General features: G+C 71.3%; 15 protein-coding genes and 2 pseudogenes. 11 read left to right on the plus strand and 6 right to left on the minus strand.

The window, feature by feature from the left end; genetic code table 11:
* Positions 1-12: 12 nt before the first annotated feature.
* Positions 13-1,380 (minus strand): ABC transporter substrate-binding protein, encoded by a 1,368-nt coding sequence (locus AC27IY_RS36175; protein ID WP_487180768.1) that lies wholly within the window; start codon positions 1,378-1,380, stop codon positions 13-15.
* Positions 1,381-1,526: 146 nt separating this feature from the next.
* Here AC27IY_RS36175 and AC27IY_RS36180 point away from each other — a divergent pair, with 146 nt between their 5' ends.
* Positions 1,527-2,915: a DUF4832 domain-containing protein gene (locus AC27IY_RS36180; protein WP_423475933.1), complete on the plus strand. Its 1,389-nt coding sequence runs from the start codon at positions 1,527-1,529 to the stop codon at positions 2,913-2,915.
* A gap of 39 nt (positions 2,916-2,954) precedes the next feature.
* Here the strand turns inward: AC27IY_RS36180 and AC27IY_RS36185 are convergent, their stop codons facing one another.
* Both AC27IY_RS36185 and AC27IY_RS36190 read right to left on the minus strand, forming a co-directional pair.
* Positions 2,955-3,824 carry a carbohydrate ABC transporter permease gene (locus AC27IY_RS36185; RefSeq protein ID WP_487180769.1) on the minus strand — a complete coding sequence of 290 codons (870 nt, stop codon included), beginning with the start codon at positions 3,822-3,824 and terminating at the stop codon, positions 2,955-2,957.
* A gap of 22 nt (positions 3,825-3,846) precedes the next feature.
* A complete protein-coding gene (locus AC27IY_RS36190; protein WP_449957081.1) occupies positions 3,847-4,800 on the minus strand; it encodes a carbohydrate ABC transporter permease in 954 nt (317 codons plus the stop codon).
* 221 nt (positions 4,801-5,021) lie between these two features.
* On the opposite strand from AC27IY_RS36190, the gene AC27IY_RS36195 reads away from it, so the two are divergent.
* On the plus strand, positions 5,022-5,624 hold the full coding sequence (locus tag AC27IY_RS36195; RefSeq protein WP_487180770.1) for a hypothetical protein: 603 nt from the start codon (positions 5,022-5,024) through the stop codon (positions 5,622-5,624).
* 210 nt (positions 5,625-5,834) lie between these two features.
* Here the strand turns inward: AC27IY_RS36195 and AC27IY_RS36200 are convergent, their stop codons facing one another.
* Both AC27IY_RS36200 and AC27IY_RS36205 read right to left on the minus strand, forming a co-directional pair.
* Complete coding sequence (locus tag AC27IY_RS36200) at positions 5,835-6,152, minus strand: hypothetical protein (RefSeq protein ID WP_423449931.1); 318 nt, start codon at positions 6,150-6,152, stop codon at positions 5,835-5,837.
* Positions 6,149-6,454 carry a hypothetical protein gene (locus tag AC27IY_RS36205; RefSeq protein ID WP_423449932.1) on the minus strand — a complete coding sequence of 102 codons (306 nt, stop codon included), beginning with the start codon at positions 6,452-6,454 and terminating at the stop codon, positions 6,149-6,151. Before AC27IY_RS36205 ends, AC27IY_RS36200 begins: the two co-directional genes overlap by 4 nt.
* Positions 6,455-6,820: 366 nt before the next feature.
* Here AC27IY_RS36205 and AC27IY_RS36210 point away from each other — a divergent pair, with 366 nt between their 5' ends.
* The 5 genes from AC27IY_RS36210 to AC27IY_RS36230 all read left to right on the plus strand — a co-directional run bounded on the left by AC27IY_RS36210 (position 6,821) and on the right by AC27IY_RS36230 (position 11,122).
* Positions 6,821-7,582, plus strand: a complete 762-nt coding sequence (locus AC27IY_RS36210) for a hypothetical protein (protein WP_487180771.1) — start codon at positions 6,821-6,823, stop codon at positions 7,580-7,582.
* Between the two features lie 171 nt (positions 7,583-7,753).
* The gene (locus tag AC27IY_RS36215) at positions 7,754-8,503 is read left to right on the plus strand and encodes a GNAT family N-acetyltransferase (protein ID WP_487180772.1); all 750 of its coding nucleotides are present in this window, start codon (positions 7,754-7,756) and stop codon (positions 8,501-8,503) included.
* The gene (locus tag AC27IY_RS36220; protein ID WP_487180773.1) at positions 8,500-9,366 is read left to right on the plus strand and encodes an amino acid ABC transporter permease; all 867 of its coding nucleotides are present in this window, start codon (positions 8,500-8,502) and stop codon (positions 9,364-9,366) included. Before AC27IY_RS36215 ends, AC27IY_RS36220 begins: the two co-directional genes overlap by 4 nt.
* Positions 9,363-10,124, plus strand: a complete 762-nt coding sequence (locus tag AC27IY_RS36225) for an amino acid ABC transporter ATP-binding protein (protein WP_344207803.1) — start codon at positions 9,363-9,365, stop codon at positions 10,122-10,124. The genes AC27IY_RS36220 and AC27IY_RS36225 overlap by 4 nt, the downstream gene beginning before the upstream one ends.
* A gap of 20 nt (positions 10,125-10,144) precedes the next feature.
* Positions 10,145-11,122, plus strand: a complete 978-nt coding sequence (locus AC27IY_RS36230; RefSeq protein WP_487180775.1) for an ABC transporter substrate-binding protein — start codon at positions 10,145-10,147, stop codon at positions 11,120-11,122.
* On the opposite strand, the gene cobF is transcribed toward AC27IY_RS36230, so the two are convergent.
* On the minus strand, positions 11,085-11,873 hold the full coding sequence (cobF, locus tag AC27IY_RS36235; protein WP_487180776.1) for a precorrin-6A synthase (deacetylating): 789 nt from the start codon (positions 11,871-11,873) through the stop codon (positions 11,085-11,087). The genes AC27IY_RS36230 and cobF overlap by 38 nt on opposite strands.
* Before the next feature lie 63 nt (positions 11,874-11,936).
* Between cobF and AC27IY_RS36240 the strand changes: the two genes are divergently transcribed.
* The 4 genes and pseudogenes from AC27IY_RS36240 to AC27IY_RS36255 form a co-directional block, all read left to right on the plus strand.
* Positions 11,937-12,326 (plus strand): pyridoxamine 5'-phosphate oxidase family protein, encoded by a 390-nt coding sequence (locus AC27IY_RS36240; protein WP_423475921.1) that lies wholly within the window; start codon positions 11,937-11,939, stop codon positions 12,324-12,326.
* A complete protein-coding gene (cbiE, locus tag AC27IY_RS36245) occupies positions 12,323-13,531 on the plus strand; it encodes a precorrin-6y C5,15-methyltransferase (decarboxylating) subunit CbiE (protein ID WP_487180777.1) in 1,209 nt (402 codons plus the stop codon). Before AC27IY_RS36240 ends, cbiE begins: the two co-directional genes overlap by 4 nt.
* Positions 13,528-14,265: pseudogene (cobM, locus tag AC27IY_RS36250) on the plus strand (precorrin-4 C(11)-methyltransferase); the annotation flags it as partial. The gene cbiE and the pseudogene cobM, both read left to right, overlap by 4 nt.
* 177 nt (positions 14,266-14,442) lie before the next feature.
* Positions 14,443-15,160: pseudogene (locus tag AC27IY_RS36255) on the plus strand (cobalt-precorrin-6A reductase); the annotation flags it as partial.

Genomic DNA, 15,160 nt, shown 5'->3' on the forward strand with positions numbered 1-15,160 from the left:
ACTGGTGAAACGTCAGGCGAACAGGGCGTTGACCTGCTGGTTGGCCTTCTTCAGCGCCTCGGCGGGCTCGATCTGGCCGAGGATGACCGCCTGCAGGGCGTCCTGGACGATCTGGCTGATCTCGGTGCCGTGGTCGGTGATCGGCAGCAGGAACGTGCCGCCCGGGGTCTTGGTGTAGTCCACGTACACCTGCACGTCACGGCCCTTGGCCTGGTGGGCGGCCAGCGCCTTCTCCGCCGAGGTCTTGATCGCGGGGAACACGACGGCGTTGGCGGCCACCACGTCCTGGCAGGCGGCCGAGCCGAGGTACTTCACCCACTTCCACGCGGCGTCCTTGTGCTCGGTGCCCGCCCAGATGGCGTCCGAGAGGCCGTTGATGGCGCTCTTGCGGGTCCCGGCCGGGCCGACGGGCAGCGGCGCGAGCGCGAACTTGTGCTGGGCGCCGTCACCCATGTACGTGTTGATGGTCCAGGAGCCGGCGATCGTGAGCGCGGCCTTGCCGGAGTTCATCACGGCGTCGATGCCGAGCGTCGACTGCTTGTCGAAGCGGGGCGCGTACCCCTTGTCGGTCATCGCCTTGTACCAGCCGATGGTCTCGATCAGCTTGGGGTCGTCGTACTTGTACCGGGTGCCCCAGGGGTTCTTGTCGAGGTAGGTGAAGCCGTTGGCGGCGGCCAGCTCGCCCCAGCCGTTCTGGCCCTGGGAGCCGTCGTTCCATTCCGGCTGGTATCCGTGGACGGCGACGTGGTTCTTGTCGAAGTCGGGGTCCAGGCCGTTGCGGCCCTTGTCGTCGACGGTGAGCTTGGCGATGACCTGCTCGAAGGTGCCGCCGTCGGTGGGGTTCCAGGTCAGGTCGGCCAGTTCCTCGGGCTTGACGCCGGCCTTGGCGAGCAGGTCGGCGTTGTAGACGATCGCCTCGGTGTCCCAGTCCTTGGGCAGGCCGTAACGCTCGCCGTCCTTGGTCCACAGGTCGGCGAGGCCGTCCTGGTACTGGGTCAGGTCGACCTTGTCGGCCTCGACGTAGGGCTGGATGTCGAGGATCTGCCGGCTGGAGACGAACTGCGGGTAGTACGACACCTGGTTGGTCCACACGTCGGGGGCCTCGCCGGCGGCCAGCTGCGTGGTCAGGTTCTGCCAGTACTGCGCCCAGGCCGTCTGGGTGATCTTGATGGTGATGTTCGGGTTCGCCTTCTGGAAGGCGTCGGCGCAGGCCTGGTAGGAGGCCAGCTGGTTGTCGTCCCACAGCCAGTAGTCGAGGGTGACCTGGCCGCCCCCGTCGCCGCCCGCCTGCCCGCCGGTCTCCGAACCGCCGCAGGCGGTGAGCGTGGTACCCGCCAGCAGCGCGCACAGCGCCGCTCCTGCCAGCTTCTTGTTGATCATGGGAGGTGCCTCTTCCTGGGGGGTGGGGCCGAGGGTCCAGAAGTTGCCTCTTGCCTTGATGGCTCTCTCGAATAATGATGTGGCTCATCGAATATTTGTCAAGGCCGACTCATAATTGCCTTGGCGATCATCCTGTGGAGGCTTCGATGGTCCACACCCCGACCGGCCGGCCCGCCCGGATGGCGCTCGCCGCCCTCCTGGCCGCGACCGTCACGGCGCTGCCCGCCCCGACCCCGGCCTCGGCCGCCGGACCGGGCTGGCGGAACCTGGCGGCAGGGCAGGCCGCGGACGCCAACCCGCTGAAGGGCTTCATCCCCTACGCCGGCGCCTACACGACGTTCCCGCACTCGATGGAGTGGTTCTACCTGCCGCTGAACGCGGTGATGACCGGCGCGCACCGCTTCGACTGGCGGGCGCTCGACGAGCAACTGGACGCGATCGCCGGCCGGGGCCACCAGGCGGCGTTCCGCTTCTACCTGGACTATCCGGGCAAGCCCAGCGGCGTCCCGCGGTTCCTGCTCGACCAGGGCCTGCTGACCCGGCCGTACGACGACTTCGGCAACGACGGGCAGAGCGTGTCGCCCGACTACGACGACCCGAACCTGGCCGCCGCGCTCGACCGGTTCATCGCCGCGCTCGGCCGCCGCTACGACGGCGACCCGCGGATCGGGTTCGTCCAGCTCGGCCTGCTGGGCTTCTGGGGCGAATGGCACACCTGGCCCCACAACGGCGACCCCGGCACGGAGAACTGGTTCGCCTCCCAGGCCGAGCAGCTCAGGGTGCTGAACGCCTACGACGACGCCTTCGACCGGACCCGGCTCATGGTCCGCTACCCCGGCGCCGACAACAAGGCGCACGACCTGGGCTATCACGACGACTCCTTCGCGTACTCCACCCTGCCGGGCCCCGGCTGGCACTTCATGGACCTGATGCGGCAGGCCGGCACCACCGACAAGTGGCGCACCAACCCCAACGGCGGCGAGCTGCGGCCCGAACTGCAGGGCTGCCTGTTCAACACGCCGATGGACTGCCCCGGCGACGGGGACAAGGACTTCGGGGCGAGCGTCGCCCAGACGCACGCCACCTGGCTGCTCAACCACCACGCCTTCAGCCCCGGATACACCGGCGCCGCCTACGACCAGGCGCTGAAGGGCGCGAAGTCGCTGGGTTACGAGCTGAGGGTCACGGCGGTGCGGACCGGGCAGCGGGGGCGCGGCCTCGACCTCGCCGTACGGATCAGTAACGACGGCGTCGCCCCGTTCCCCTACGACTGGCCCGTCCAGGTGGCCGCGGCCGGTCGGGACGGGCGGATCGCCCGGACCTGGACGACGTCATGGAAGCTGACCCGGGTCATGCCCGGCGAGCCCGCCGAGCTCACCGCGTCCCTGCCGCTCGGGCTGCCGAAGGGCGACCACACGCTGGTCCTGCGGGCCGCCAACCCGTTGCGGAACGGGGTGCCGCTGCGCTTCGCCAACGCCGACCAGGACACGACCGTTCCCGGCTGGCTGACCCTCGGGCGGATCAACGTCTCCTGACCACGAAAAGGGGTGCGGCTCCGGCCGCACCCCGCTCCGTCACTTGATGCCGGAGAAGTTCATCGACTGGACCAGCCGTTTGCCCAGGAAGACCAGCAGGATGAGCACCGGGATGACGGACAGCACCGACCCGGCCATGATCCCGGTCCAGTCCGGCCCCCGGTTCGGCGACTGCTGGAGGAACACGCCCAGCCCGACGGTGAGCACCCGGGTGGCCTCGCCCTTGCCCACCAGCAGCGGCCACAGGTAGTCCTTCCAGCTCCACACGACCGTCGTGAGCCCGATGGTGATCAGCGGGCCGCGGCTCATGGGCAGCACGATCCTCCAGAACATCCCCCAACGGCCGATGCCCTCCAGCGTCGCGGCCTCCTCCACGTCCCGGGGGATGGACAGGAAGAACTGCCGCAGGAAGAACACCGCGAACGGCGTCATCAGCAGGCTGGGCAGGACCAGCCCCGGGATGGTGTTGAGCAGGTCCAGCTGCTTGACCAGCACGAAGTTGGGCAGGATCGTGAAGATCGGCGGCACCATGAGCGCGGCGACGATGACGGCGAAGGCCACGTCCCTGCCGGGGAAGCGCAGCCGCGCGAAGGCGTAGCCGGCCATGGCGCAGCAGAAGGTCTGCACGACGGCGATCAGGCCGCTGTAGATGAGCGAGTTCATCGTGTACAGCAGGAAGTTCAGCTGCGCGCCCGACCCGCCCGCGGCTCTGGCCGTCCCGGCGTCGACCAGCCCCAGCACCCGCGCGAAGTTGATCAGGGTGGGGTGGTCGGGCCACAGCCCGATCGAGTCGGTGTAGAGGTCGCCCGCCGGGGTCAGGGCGGTGCGGACCATCCAGTAGAAGGGGAAGACGGTGAGCACGACCGCGACGAGGAGGGCGAGCCAGGCGGCCCTTCTGCCGATCTTCATGCCGGAGAACATCCGAAGCTCCTTAGCCCAGGTCCGAACGCGACGCGCGCAGCATCCGCAACTGCAGGGTCGTCAGCACGCCGAGGATGACCACGAGGACCATCGCCAGGGCGGAGGCGTATCCCATGTCGAAGTAGGTGAAGGCCCGCTGGTAGATGTAGTAGTAGATGACCCGGGTCTCCGGGATCGGCGCCTTGCCGCCGTACACCACCGCGACCGTGTCGAAGATCTGGAACGAGCCGATCAGCGACACCACCAGCACCAGGGCCAGGATCGGCCGCAGGAGCGGCAGCGTGATCGAACGGAACATGCGCCATTCGCCCGCGCCGTCCATCGCCGCGCCCTCGTAGAGGTGGGGCGGGATCTGCAGCATCCCCGCGTAGAGCAGCAGTGCCGTGTAGCCGGTGAAGGTCCAGGTGTTGACCAGGGCCACCAGGGGCATCGCCCAGTCCGGCGCGTTGAAGGACAGGGTCGTGTCGAGGCCGGTCAGGCCGATGAGATGGTTGACGAACCCGAGGTCGGGGTCCAGCAGCCAGGCCCACAGCAGGCCGATGGTGACGTTCGGCACCAGCCAGGGCACCAGGAGCGTGGCGCGCAGCACGACCGACCGGGTCAGCCGGTGCATCAGGGCGGCCAGGCCGAGCGCGAGCAGCGTCTGTGAGGCGATGTTCACGACGACGTAGTAGCCCGTGACCTTGAGGGCGTTCCAGAACTGGCCGTCGCTGACGAGCCGGCGGTAGTTGTCGGCGCCGACGTACTCGGGGTCGGCGAGCAGGCTGTAGTCGGTGAACGAGTACCAGACGCCGCGGGCCGTCGGATAGGCGTAGAAGACCGCGAAACCGACGATCACCGGCAGCAGGAACAGCCACGCGGCGCGGCGGTCGTCCCGTGGTCGCCGCGGGGAGCGGCCATGCCGGCCGAGAAGCCCCTGGCGCTGGCCGGTCCCGGCATCGAGTCGTGTCCCCACCGCTTGCATGGACGCTCCCTGTCGACTGCCACTGGCCGGCGTTCCGTGCGGCCGGTCTGGGTAATAATGATGCGTTCTAGCGATAGTTTGTCAAGGGCTCATCATATTTACGGGCGCAGCGGCGGAGTGGGGTTCTTTCGGGGTGCTTACGTCTCCCGGCGCGCTCTTCGGGCGGGTGCCGGGCGGGCGCATCATGGCGAGCACCAACACCAAGAGAAGGGCTTGTCGCGATGGGACTTCATCGGGTCGCCGCGGTCGCGGGGTTCGTGTCAGGGCTGTTGATCGTGGTCAACGCGGCGCGCAGGGGCGGGCTGGTCGCGGAGACGGACTTCACGCACGCCATCGCGCCGTTCGGGGCGCTGACGGGGCTGCTCGCCGTCACCGGGATCTACCTGGTCATCCGGCACCGGGCCGGGGCGCTGGGGCTCGTCGGGTACGTGCTCAACTCGACCGGGCTGGCCGGGGCGTTCGCGGTCGAGTACATCCTGCACTACGTGTTCCCGTACCTGGGCGCGGGAACGGTGGCCGCGCTGCTGACCGGCATGACCGGGACGGCGTTCCTGGTCACGTCCGCGGTGCTGGTGATCGGTGTGGTGGTCTTCGGGGTGGCCGCCGTCAGGAGCGGGATGATGCCCGTCGTGGGGGTGGTGCTGTACGTCGCGGGGATGCTGCCCGGGTCGCTGCGGAGCCTGGTGCCCGTGCCGCTGTATCTGGGCGGGCTGGTCGTGGCGGCCGTCGGGGTCGTCTGGATGTCGGCCCGGCTGTGGTCCGTGGGGGCGGCGGGGGAGACGGGCACGCTGCGGCGTACGACGCGGCGGAGCGTCACGCCCTGACGCCGACCCCCGATCGGCCGGGCAGGAGGCATTCGGGGGTGAGCCGCATGTCCTCGCCGGGACAGAGGCCGCGGCCGGGGTCGCGACGAGGGCCTTCCGCAGGTGCGGTCGGCTCTTGTCGGCGTCGTCGGCGTCGTCGGCCCGCGCGTCCGGGAGCGGCGCGGACCTCGGTGTGAAGCTCGCCTTGGAGCTTGCGGCCGGTCTGCTCGGTCAGTTTGAAGACGGCTGCGACAGAGCCGTCAGAACCCGGTCGAGCTTGTCGTCCATCTGCGCAAATCGGGTCTCGACCAGGGCTTTCAGACGATGCTCAAGCTGGTCGAGGTCCTCCTTGGTAGCCAGCGAAGCCTTGCCGGCCATGATTTCCCCGAAAACCGGCTCGGTGTACTCGAGGATCTCCTGCCGGATGGTGGTGGGGAGTTGTTCTACGGCAGTCTTGATGTCTCCCAGATCGATGCCGAGCCTGAAGGCGGCGGCTTCGAGGCGTTCAACACGAACGGCGAGTTGCGCGCGATGCTGGGGAGCGGTCATGTGGCCATCGTAGCTCGACGGTGCCCTTTTCTTTTACCGAAGCTGGTGCTCGTGGCAGGAAAGCTGGTCACCAACGCCCGCGAACGCGCCGCGGCCACCAGCCCCGCCCGCGTCCGCTCGTCATGCAGCCGGGTGACCCGGCTCGCCAGGAGCCCGAGCACCAGCGCCACGACCAGCATGACCTGCAGCCCGTGCAGGCCGACGAAGTGCGGGATGCGCAGGTCCCCGCCGACCGTGCTCCAGCCGGTGAGCGGCAGCCCGGGGCCGCCGTCCGGGACGCCCACATTGTGCTGCGCGTCCAAAGCGACGGAGTGCCCGGCTGGTCGTCGGCGCCGTGCTGGTCCTGGGACTGGCGCGGCGATGAACGCGACAGATGTACGGGCGCGCCGACTTCGCCCTTCTCCGTAAACGGATACTCCTCGCGCGACTATCCGTCACCACCGGAATCTCGGAAAAGCCGAAGATTGGACACACCCAACAGGCCGGCTAGAGGTGCGATGCCCAAACTGTGACATGGGGGGACGTGCCTTCCGGAACCCGCTGTACCGCGCGGCGCTCTGTGCCAAACTCGCGTCACCGCAGCTCTCTCGTGACACGGGGTGGCCCATATGAACTGTGGATATCGCCGGATATGCCGTGCATCGCTGATATGGCTGCTTATTCCGGTAATGCTGGTCGGTTGCGACCGCAAGAACAGAGACACGGCGTCCCACCAGCCGAGCACCTCTCATGACAAGATCACATCAAGCGCCGAACCTAGCGGCAGGTCCGACGGCGACGAGCCCGGGATCACCATCGAGGTCCCGATCGAGGTGGGCGGCGACTCGGACAACAACAAGCAGGACAGCGGCTCGGGCAACAACAAGCAGGACAGCGGATCCGAGCAGAACCCCAAAGCGGAAGAACCGGAACCCGACCCCACCGAGGACGCGTTCCGATCCGTCAGCGCGGGCGATTGCCTGCCCGTCTACCGCACCGGCTACGGCGACGACTGGAGTCAGTCGAAGCCACCCGAATCGGTCTCCTGCCGCGGCAACTATGCCGGCCTCTTCTACGTCACCCGAACCGGAGGCAGCGGCCTGATCTGTCCCAACGGCCGCGCCGAGGACTCGTGGCGCTACTACTCCGCCATGTCGAAACAGACCACGACACTCTGTCTCAGGCGGATCTGGGTGAAGAATTACTGCGTACTCGCGATTGCTTCCGGGGACCAAAGCCTGTCTGTCGGCCTGTCGACCGCCGTGGGCTGCAACGCCGACCGGGTGCCCAAGCCCTACAACCGGATCGTGGTCGTCTCGGACGTCTACCGGGCTCCGCCGGACGCCCACGTCGGCTACTGCAAGAAGAACCAGTACGACAATCGCATGTACTGGATGGTCCTGGTGTCCGGCGGCGAGGACATGGTCTGTTTCACTGACCCGAACGCCTGACAGAACTGCCTGGCCTCAGACGAGGGCCGCCGCTTCTCCTGATCCGTCGTCCGGCGGCGGGCTGATCACCGCCACCTCCGAAAAAAACCAACTAAACAAGTAGGACTTGACGGTTTTAGGCGACTGTGTTGAGCTGGGGGCGGCTGACGGACGTGAGAAAGGCCCCGGCTCATGCATGTGGAGTCCCGTCCCTTATCGATCCCGCCCCTGCCGGTCGCCGGCTTCGACCCGCTGGACGACCCGGTGCGGGCCTCGCTGCTCGGGGCGCACGCGCACCTCGCGGAGCGGCGCGGCCGGGTGCTGCGCTACCTCCTCGACGTGGCCCCGTTCCTGTCGATGCCGCACGACCCGGGCCCTGCCGACTGGCAGGACGCGGCGGCGCTGGCGGGTGAGGGCGGCGACGTGCCGCTGACCGGCGCGACGCCGGCGCCGCCGCCGGGCTGGGAGGAGGCGGCGAGCATTCCCGGCGTCCAGCTCACCGGCGAGCACGTCGCGGGGAAGCACGACCCCGATGTGGTACGGCTGGGGGCGGCGGACGTGCCCGAGATGCTCGACCTCGTCGCGCGGACCAGGCCGGGCCCGTTCCGGCCGCGTACCGTCGAGCTCGGCGTCTACCTCGGCATCCGGCACGGCGGCGCGCTGGTGGCCATGGCGGGGGAGCGGTTGCACCCGCCGGGCTGGACCGAGATCAGCGCCGTCTGCACCGATCCGGCCCACCAGGGGCGGGGGCTGGCGACCCGGCTGGTGCTCGCGGTCGCCGCGGGCATCCGCGACCGCGGCGAGACGCCGTTCCTGCACGCCTCCGCCGCCAACACGCACGCGATCGGCCTGTACGAACGGCTCGGCTTCCGCCTGCGGCGCACCACCGAGTTCCGCACCGTACGGGTTCCCGCGCGCGGCCGGAACGGGGGCGGCTCATGACGTTGCCCGAGGTCAAGGCCCCCGTCCAGCAGGAGGCGGACCGGCCGCTGGAGGTGGTGACCGCCCGCCGCCCGCTGCGCTGGCTGGCCGCGGCCGGCGTGCTCGTGGTGCTGGCCATGGCCGCCAGCGCCCTGATCACCAACCCCGCCTGGGAGTGGGAGGTGGTCGGGCAGTATTTGTTCGCGCCGTCGGTGGTGCGCTCGGTGCTGCTCACGCTGGAGCTGACCGCGCTCGGCATCGGGCTCGGCTTCGCCCTCGGCACCGTGCTGGCGCTGATGCGCCTGTCGCCCAACCGGCTGCTGACGTCGGTGGCCTTCGGCTACGTGTGGCTGTTCCGGTCGGTGCCGCTGATCCTGCAACTGCTGTTCTGGTACAACCTGGCGCTGCTCTACCCGCGGCTGTCGGTCGGGGTGCCGTTCGGCCCGGCGTTCTTCGACTTCGGCACGATGGACCTGATCGGCCCGCTGACGGCGGCGGTGCTCGGGCTGGCGCTGCACCAGGCCGCCTACGCCGCCGAGATCGTCCGCGGCGGGCTGCTGTCGGTGGACCACGGGCAGCGGGAGGCGGCCGCCGCCCTCGGGCTGCCCCCGGCGCGGCGGCTCTTCCGGATCATCCTGCCGCAGGCCATGCGGACCATCGTCCCCAACGCCGGCAACGAGATCATCGGCCTGGTCAAGGGCACCTCGGTCGTCTACATCATGGCGCTGCCCGAGCTGTTCTACCAGGTCCAGGTGATCTACAACCGCAACGGCCGGGTGATGGCGCTGCTGCTGGTCGCGGCCGTCTGGTACCTGGTCCTGACCACCGCCCTGTCGATCGTCCAGCACTACGTGGAACGGCACTACGGCAAGGGGCGCGCATGAACGCGATGGTCGAGCTGCGCGGCGTCCACAAGAGCTTCGGCCCGCTGCACGTGCTGCGCGGCGTGGACCTCGACGTGGCCCACGGCCAGGTGCTGGTCGTCCTGGGACCGTCCGGGTCCGGCAAGTCCACCCTGCTGCGCGTGATCAACCACCTGGAGAAGGTCGACCGCGGCTCGGTGCGGGTGGACGGGCGGCTGCTCGGCTACCGGCAGGCCGGCGACCGCCTGCACGAGCTGCCCGAACGCGAGGTGCTGCGCCAGCGCACCCAGATCGGCTTCGTCTTCCAGTCCTTCAACCTGTTCCCGCACCTCACGGTCCGGCAGAACGTCACCGAGGCGCCCCTGTCGGCCCAGCGCAGGCCGCGCGCCGAGGTCGAGCCGCTGGCCGAGCGGCTGCTGGCCCGCGTCGGCCTGGCCGGCAAGGCCGACGCCTACCCGCGCACCCTGTCGGGCGGGCAGCAGCAGCGCGTCGCCATCGCCCGCGCGCTCGCCCTCGAACCCAAGCTGCTGCTGTTCGACGAGCCGACCTCCGCGCTCGACCCCGAGCTGGTGGGCGAGGTGCTCGACGTCATCAGGGACCTCGCCCGCGCCGGCACCACCATGATCGTGGTCACCCACGAGATCGGGTTCGCCCGCGAGGCGGCCGACGCGGTGGCGTTCATGGACGCCGGCCGCGTCGTCGAGCTCGGCCCGCCCGCCCAGGTCCTCGACGCCCCCGTGCACGAGCGCACCCGCGCCTTCCTCGCCAAGGTCCTCTGACACCCCCAAGGACGACAGACATGCGCGCATCGCCCCTGCCCCTCCTCCTCGCCGCCTCCGTCCTCGCCGTCCTCGCCGCCTGCGGCGCCGAACCGGCACTCGACGCCCCGGCCGCCTCCGCCCCCGTGGTCGCCGGCAAGAAGATCAACCTGAGCCCGGAGCAGAACCGGGTGCGGACCGCGAAGGTCGCGGCCATCGCGGCCAAGGTGCCCAAGGAGATCGCCGCCGACGGCAAGCTCACCGTCGGCTTCAGCGCCGGCGGCGCGCCCCCGCTGGTGTCCCCGGCCACCGACGACACCACCCTCATCGGCGTCGAGACCGACCTCGCCCAGCTCGTCGCCGACGTGCTGGGCCTGGAGTTCACCCCGCAGTCGAGCTCCTGGGAGAACCTGTTCCTGGCCGCCAAGTCCAGCAAGTACGAGGCCGTCTTCAGCAACGTCACCGTCACCGAGGAACGCAAGGACACCTACGACTTCGCCACCTACCGCATCGACCAGCTCGCCTGGCAGGTGCCCGACAACAGCCCCGTCAAGGCGATCAAGGGGCCCGCCGACATCGCCGGGCTGCGCGTGTCGGTCGGCGCCGGCACCAACCAGGAGAAGATCCTGCTCGACTGGGACAAGCAGAACCGCGCCGCCGGCCGCGAGCCGGTCGAGATCCTCTACTACGAGAGGTACGGCGACGTGCTGCTCGCCCTGAAGTCGGGCCGCGTGCAGGCGTACTTCGGCCCCAACCCGAACATCGCCTACAACATCGCCGTCAGCGGCGGCTCGCGCATCGTCGGCACGTTCTCGGGGGCGGGGCCGGACCTGCAGGGACTCATCGCCGCCATGACCAAGAAGGGCAACGGCCTGGTGCAGCCGCTGAACGAGGCGCTGAACACCGTCATCAGGAACGGCGCGTACCAGCAGGTGCTGGAGCGGTGGGGGCTGGCCAACGAGGCCGTCCCGGAGTCGCGGATCAACCCGCCCGGTCTGCCCCGCCAGCCGGCTTCGTGAACGGCCCCGGCGTGCGGCGCAGCAGGTAGGTGTCCATGATCCAGCCCTTGCGTGCGCGTGCCTCGGCGCGCAGTTCGCGGATGCGGTCGCCGACCTCGGACACCGGCCCCGACACCAGGATCTCGTCCGGCGTGCCGAGGTAGGCGCCCCAGTAGATGTGGAAGTCGTCGAGCCCCGCGAACGAGCAGTGGGCGTCGAGCATGACCACTACGTCGTCGGCGGTGGGGCCGTGCTCGGCCAGGCGGCGGCCCGTGGTGAGGTGGGTGGGCCGGCCGACCTGGGTGAGGCCGACGCGGTGGCGGGCGGTGAGCGCGGCCACGCTGCTGATGCCGGGGACGACCTCGACGTCGAAGGCGACGTTCCCGCGCTGGAGGATCTCGTCGAGGATGGCGAGCGTGCTGTCGTAGACGGCCGGGTCGCCCCACACCAGGAACGCGCCGGTCTCGCCGTCGGCCAGCTCGTCGCGGATGAGCGCCTCGCAGGCGAGCGCGCGGCGCGAGCGCCAGTCCTCGACGGCGGCGGTGTAGGCGGGGGAGTCGCGGTCGCGCTCCGGGTCGCGGGCCTCGGCGATCCGGTACGGCTCCCGGCCGTGCTCGGCGATGAGGTCGAGGCGGAGCTGGACCAGCTCGTGCTTGACCTCGCCCTTGTCGACGACGAAGAACACGTCCGTGGCGGCGATGGCCTTGACCGCCTGGAGGGTGAGATGGTCGGGGTCGCCCGCGCCGATCCCGATGACGAGGAGCCGCTTCATCCGGCAAAGTCTGCCAGATGGGCAGATATACGATATCCAGCGCACTTCGCGTAGAGGAGAATCGTGAACCTGGCTGAGCAGGGCGACGCCTTCGCCGCCTTCTGGCAGGAGCGGCACCTGTGCACGCTCGCCACCGCCCGCCCCGACGGCCGTCCGCCGCACGTCGTGCCGGTGGGCGCGACGCTGGACCTGGCCGCCGGCCTCGCCAGGGTGATCACCTCGGGCACCTCGTACAAGGCCAGGCTGATCGGGTCGGCGGGTGCCCCGGTCGCGCTGTGCCAGGTGGACGGCCGCCGCTGGTCGACGCTGGAGGGGTTGGCCGTCGTGCGGACCGAGCCTGAGCAGGTGGCCGAGGCGGAGCGCCGCTACGCCGCCCGGTACAAGCCGCCCCGGGTCAACCCGTCGCGGGTGGTCGTGGAGATCCAGGTGACGCGCGTGCTGGGCAACGTGTGATCACGGTCGTCGGGATCGGCGCCGACGGCTGGGACGGGCTGGCCCCGGCCTCGCGGCGGGCCGTGGAGGCGGCCGGCGTGCTCATGGGCGGCCCGCGGCAGCTCGACCTCGTCCCCGGCTCGGCCGCCGAACGGGTGGCCTGGCCGTCCCCGCTGCTGCCCGCGCTGCCCGCGCTCCTCGACCGGTACGCCGGCCGCGAGGTGTGCGTGCTGGCCAGCGGCGACCCCATGTTCCACGGCATCGGCTCGACGCTGGTGCGGCTGCTCGGGGCGGAGCGCGTACGGGTGCTGCCGCACGTGTCGTCGCTGTCGCTGGCCTGCGCCCGGCTCGGCTGGCCGGTCGAGCGGGTGGAGGTCGTCAGCCTGGTCGGCCGCCCGCCGGCGGCCCTCGCCGCCGCGCTCGCGCCCGGCCGCCGGGTCGTCGTGCTCGGCGCGCGGCCCGACTCCCCGTCCGTGGTCGCGGAACTGCTCGTCAGCCACGGGTACGGCCCCAGCGCGATGACGGTGCTGTCGGACCTGGGCGCGCGACAGGAGTCCGAGCTGCGGGGTACGGCGGAGTCCTGGACGGCCGCCGAGGTGTCCCCGCTGCACGTGATCGCCGTCGAGTGCGCCCCGGCCCCGGACGCGGAGCCGCTGAGCAGGGTGCCCGGGCTGCCGGACGGCGCGTACGAGCACGACGGGCAGCTCACCAAACGGGAGGTCCGCGCCGTCAGCCTGTCCCGCCTGGCCCCGATGCCGGGCGAGCTGCTGTGGGACGTCGGCGCGGGCGCGGGCAGCATCGCCGTCGAGTGGATGCGCAGCCACCCGTCGTGCGCGGCCGTGGCGATCGAGAGCAGACCCGACCGGGCCGCCGCCGTACGCCGCAACGCCGAACGGCTGGGCGTGCCCTCGCTGCGCGTCGTGGAGGGCAGGGCGCCCGGGGCGCTGGACGGGCTGCCCGCGCCGGACGCGGTGTTCGTCGGCGGCGGGGCGACCGCGCCCGGTTTGCTGGAACGGTGCTGGTCGGCGCTGCGGCCCGGCGGCCGGCTGGTCGTCAACGCCGTCACCCTGGAGTCCGAGGCCGTGCTCGCGCACTGGTACGGCAGGCTCGGCGGCGACCTGGTAAGGCTCGGCGTCCAGCGGGCCGCGCCGGTGGGCGGGTTCACCGGCTGGCGGGCGGCCATGCCGGTGACCGTGTGGTCGATCACGAGGAAGGACTCACCGTGACCGTGTACTTCGTCGGAGCCGGTCCCGGCGCCGCCGACCTGATCACGCTGCGCGGCCTGCGGCGGCTGGAGTCGTCGCCGGTCTGCCTGTACGCCGGGTCGCTGGTGCCACGGGAACTGCTCGACGCCTGCCCGCCGGGGGCGAGGCTGGTGGACACGGCCGAGCTGACGCTCGACGAGATCATCGCCGAGCTGGCCGCCGCGCACCGCGACGGGCTCGACGTGACGCGGCTGCACTCGGGCGACCCGTCGGTGTTCAGCGCCGTGGCCGAGCAGATGCGCAGGCTGGACGCGCTCGGGGTGCCGTACGAGGTGGTGCCGGGGGTCCCGGCGTTCGCGGCGGCGGCGGCCTCCCTCGGGCGCGAGCTGACCGTGCCCGGCGTCGGGCAGACGGTCATCCTGACGCGTACCTCCGCCCGCGCCACGCCCATGCCGGACGGCGAGGACCTCGGCACGCTCGGCGCGAGCCGCGCCACGATGGTGCTGCACCTGGCCGTGCAGCGGATCGACGCGGTGGTGGCCGAGCTGGTGCCCTCCTACGGGGAGGACTGCCCGGTGGCGGTGGTGGCGCGGGCCAGCCGGGCCGACGAGGTGATCCTGCGCGGGACGCTGGCCGACATCGCCGGACAGGTCCACGAGGCCGGGATCCGGCGGACGGCGGTGATCGTCGTGGGGCGGGTGCTGGCGGCGACACAGTTCCCCGGCAGTCATCTCTACAGCGCGGCGAGGGACAGGCCGGGCAGGGATGGCGGCGCGGGCGGGGACGGCGGCGCGGCCGGGGACGGCGGCGCGGCCGGGGACGGCGGCGCGGCCGAGGACGGCGGCCGCGGGCAGGGATGGCGTGGCCAGGGACGGCGGCGCGGCCGAGGACGGCGGCGTGGGCAGGGACGGCGGCGCGGGCGGGGACCGGGCGTGCGGCGGGTCCTGATTCTGGGCGGCACCGCCGAGGCCCGCGCGCTGGCCGCCGAGCTGGCCGCCGATCCCGCGCTGCACGTCGTGTCGTCGCTGGCCGGGCGGGTCAGCAACCCGCGGCTGCCGGTGGGCGAGGTGCGCGAAGGCGGGTTCGGCGGCGCGGAGGGGCTGGCCGCCTGGCTGACGCGGGAGCGGATCGACGTGCTGGTGGACGCCACGCATCCGTTCGCCGAGCGGATGACGGCCTCGGCGGCGGCCGCCTCGGCGGCGACCGGCGTGCCGCTGCTGGCGCTGCGCCGTCCGGGGCTGGCGCGAAGGACCGGGCGACGACTGGCTGCGGGTCGGCTCGTTGCCTGCGGCGGCCGACCTGCTGGTCAGCGGCGACTGGAGGGCCGGTGCCGCCGCGCCGGGCGAGGTGCGGGTCTTCCTCACCACCGGCCGCCGCAGCCTGCCGGTCTTCGCGCCGCTGCCGGGTGTGTGGCTGCTGGCCAGATCGGTGGACCCGCCCGAGCCGCCGGTCCCCGCGAACGCGTACGTCCTGCTCGACCGGGGACCGTACACCGTGGAGGGCGAGCGCGCCCTCATCCGCGAGCACCGCCTGGACGTGCTGGTGACCAAGGACAGCGGCGGCCGGATGACCACGGCCAAGCTCGTCGCGGCCCGCGAGGCCGGACTGCCGGTGATCATGGTGGACCGGCCGCCGCCGCCCCCGGGCGTC

The sequence above is a fragment of the Nonomuraea sp. B208 genome (assembly GCF_057536035.1).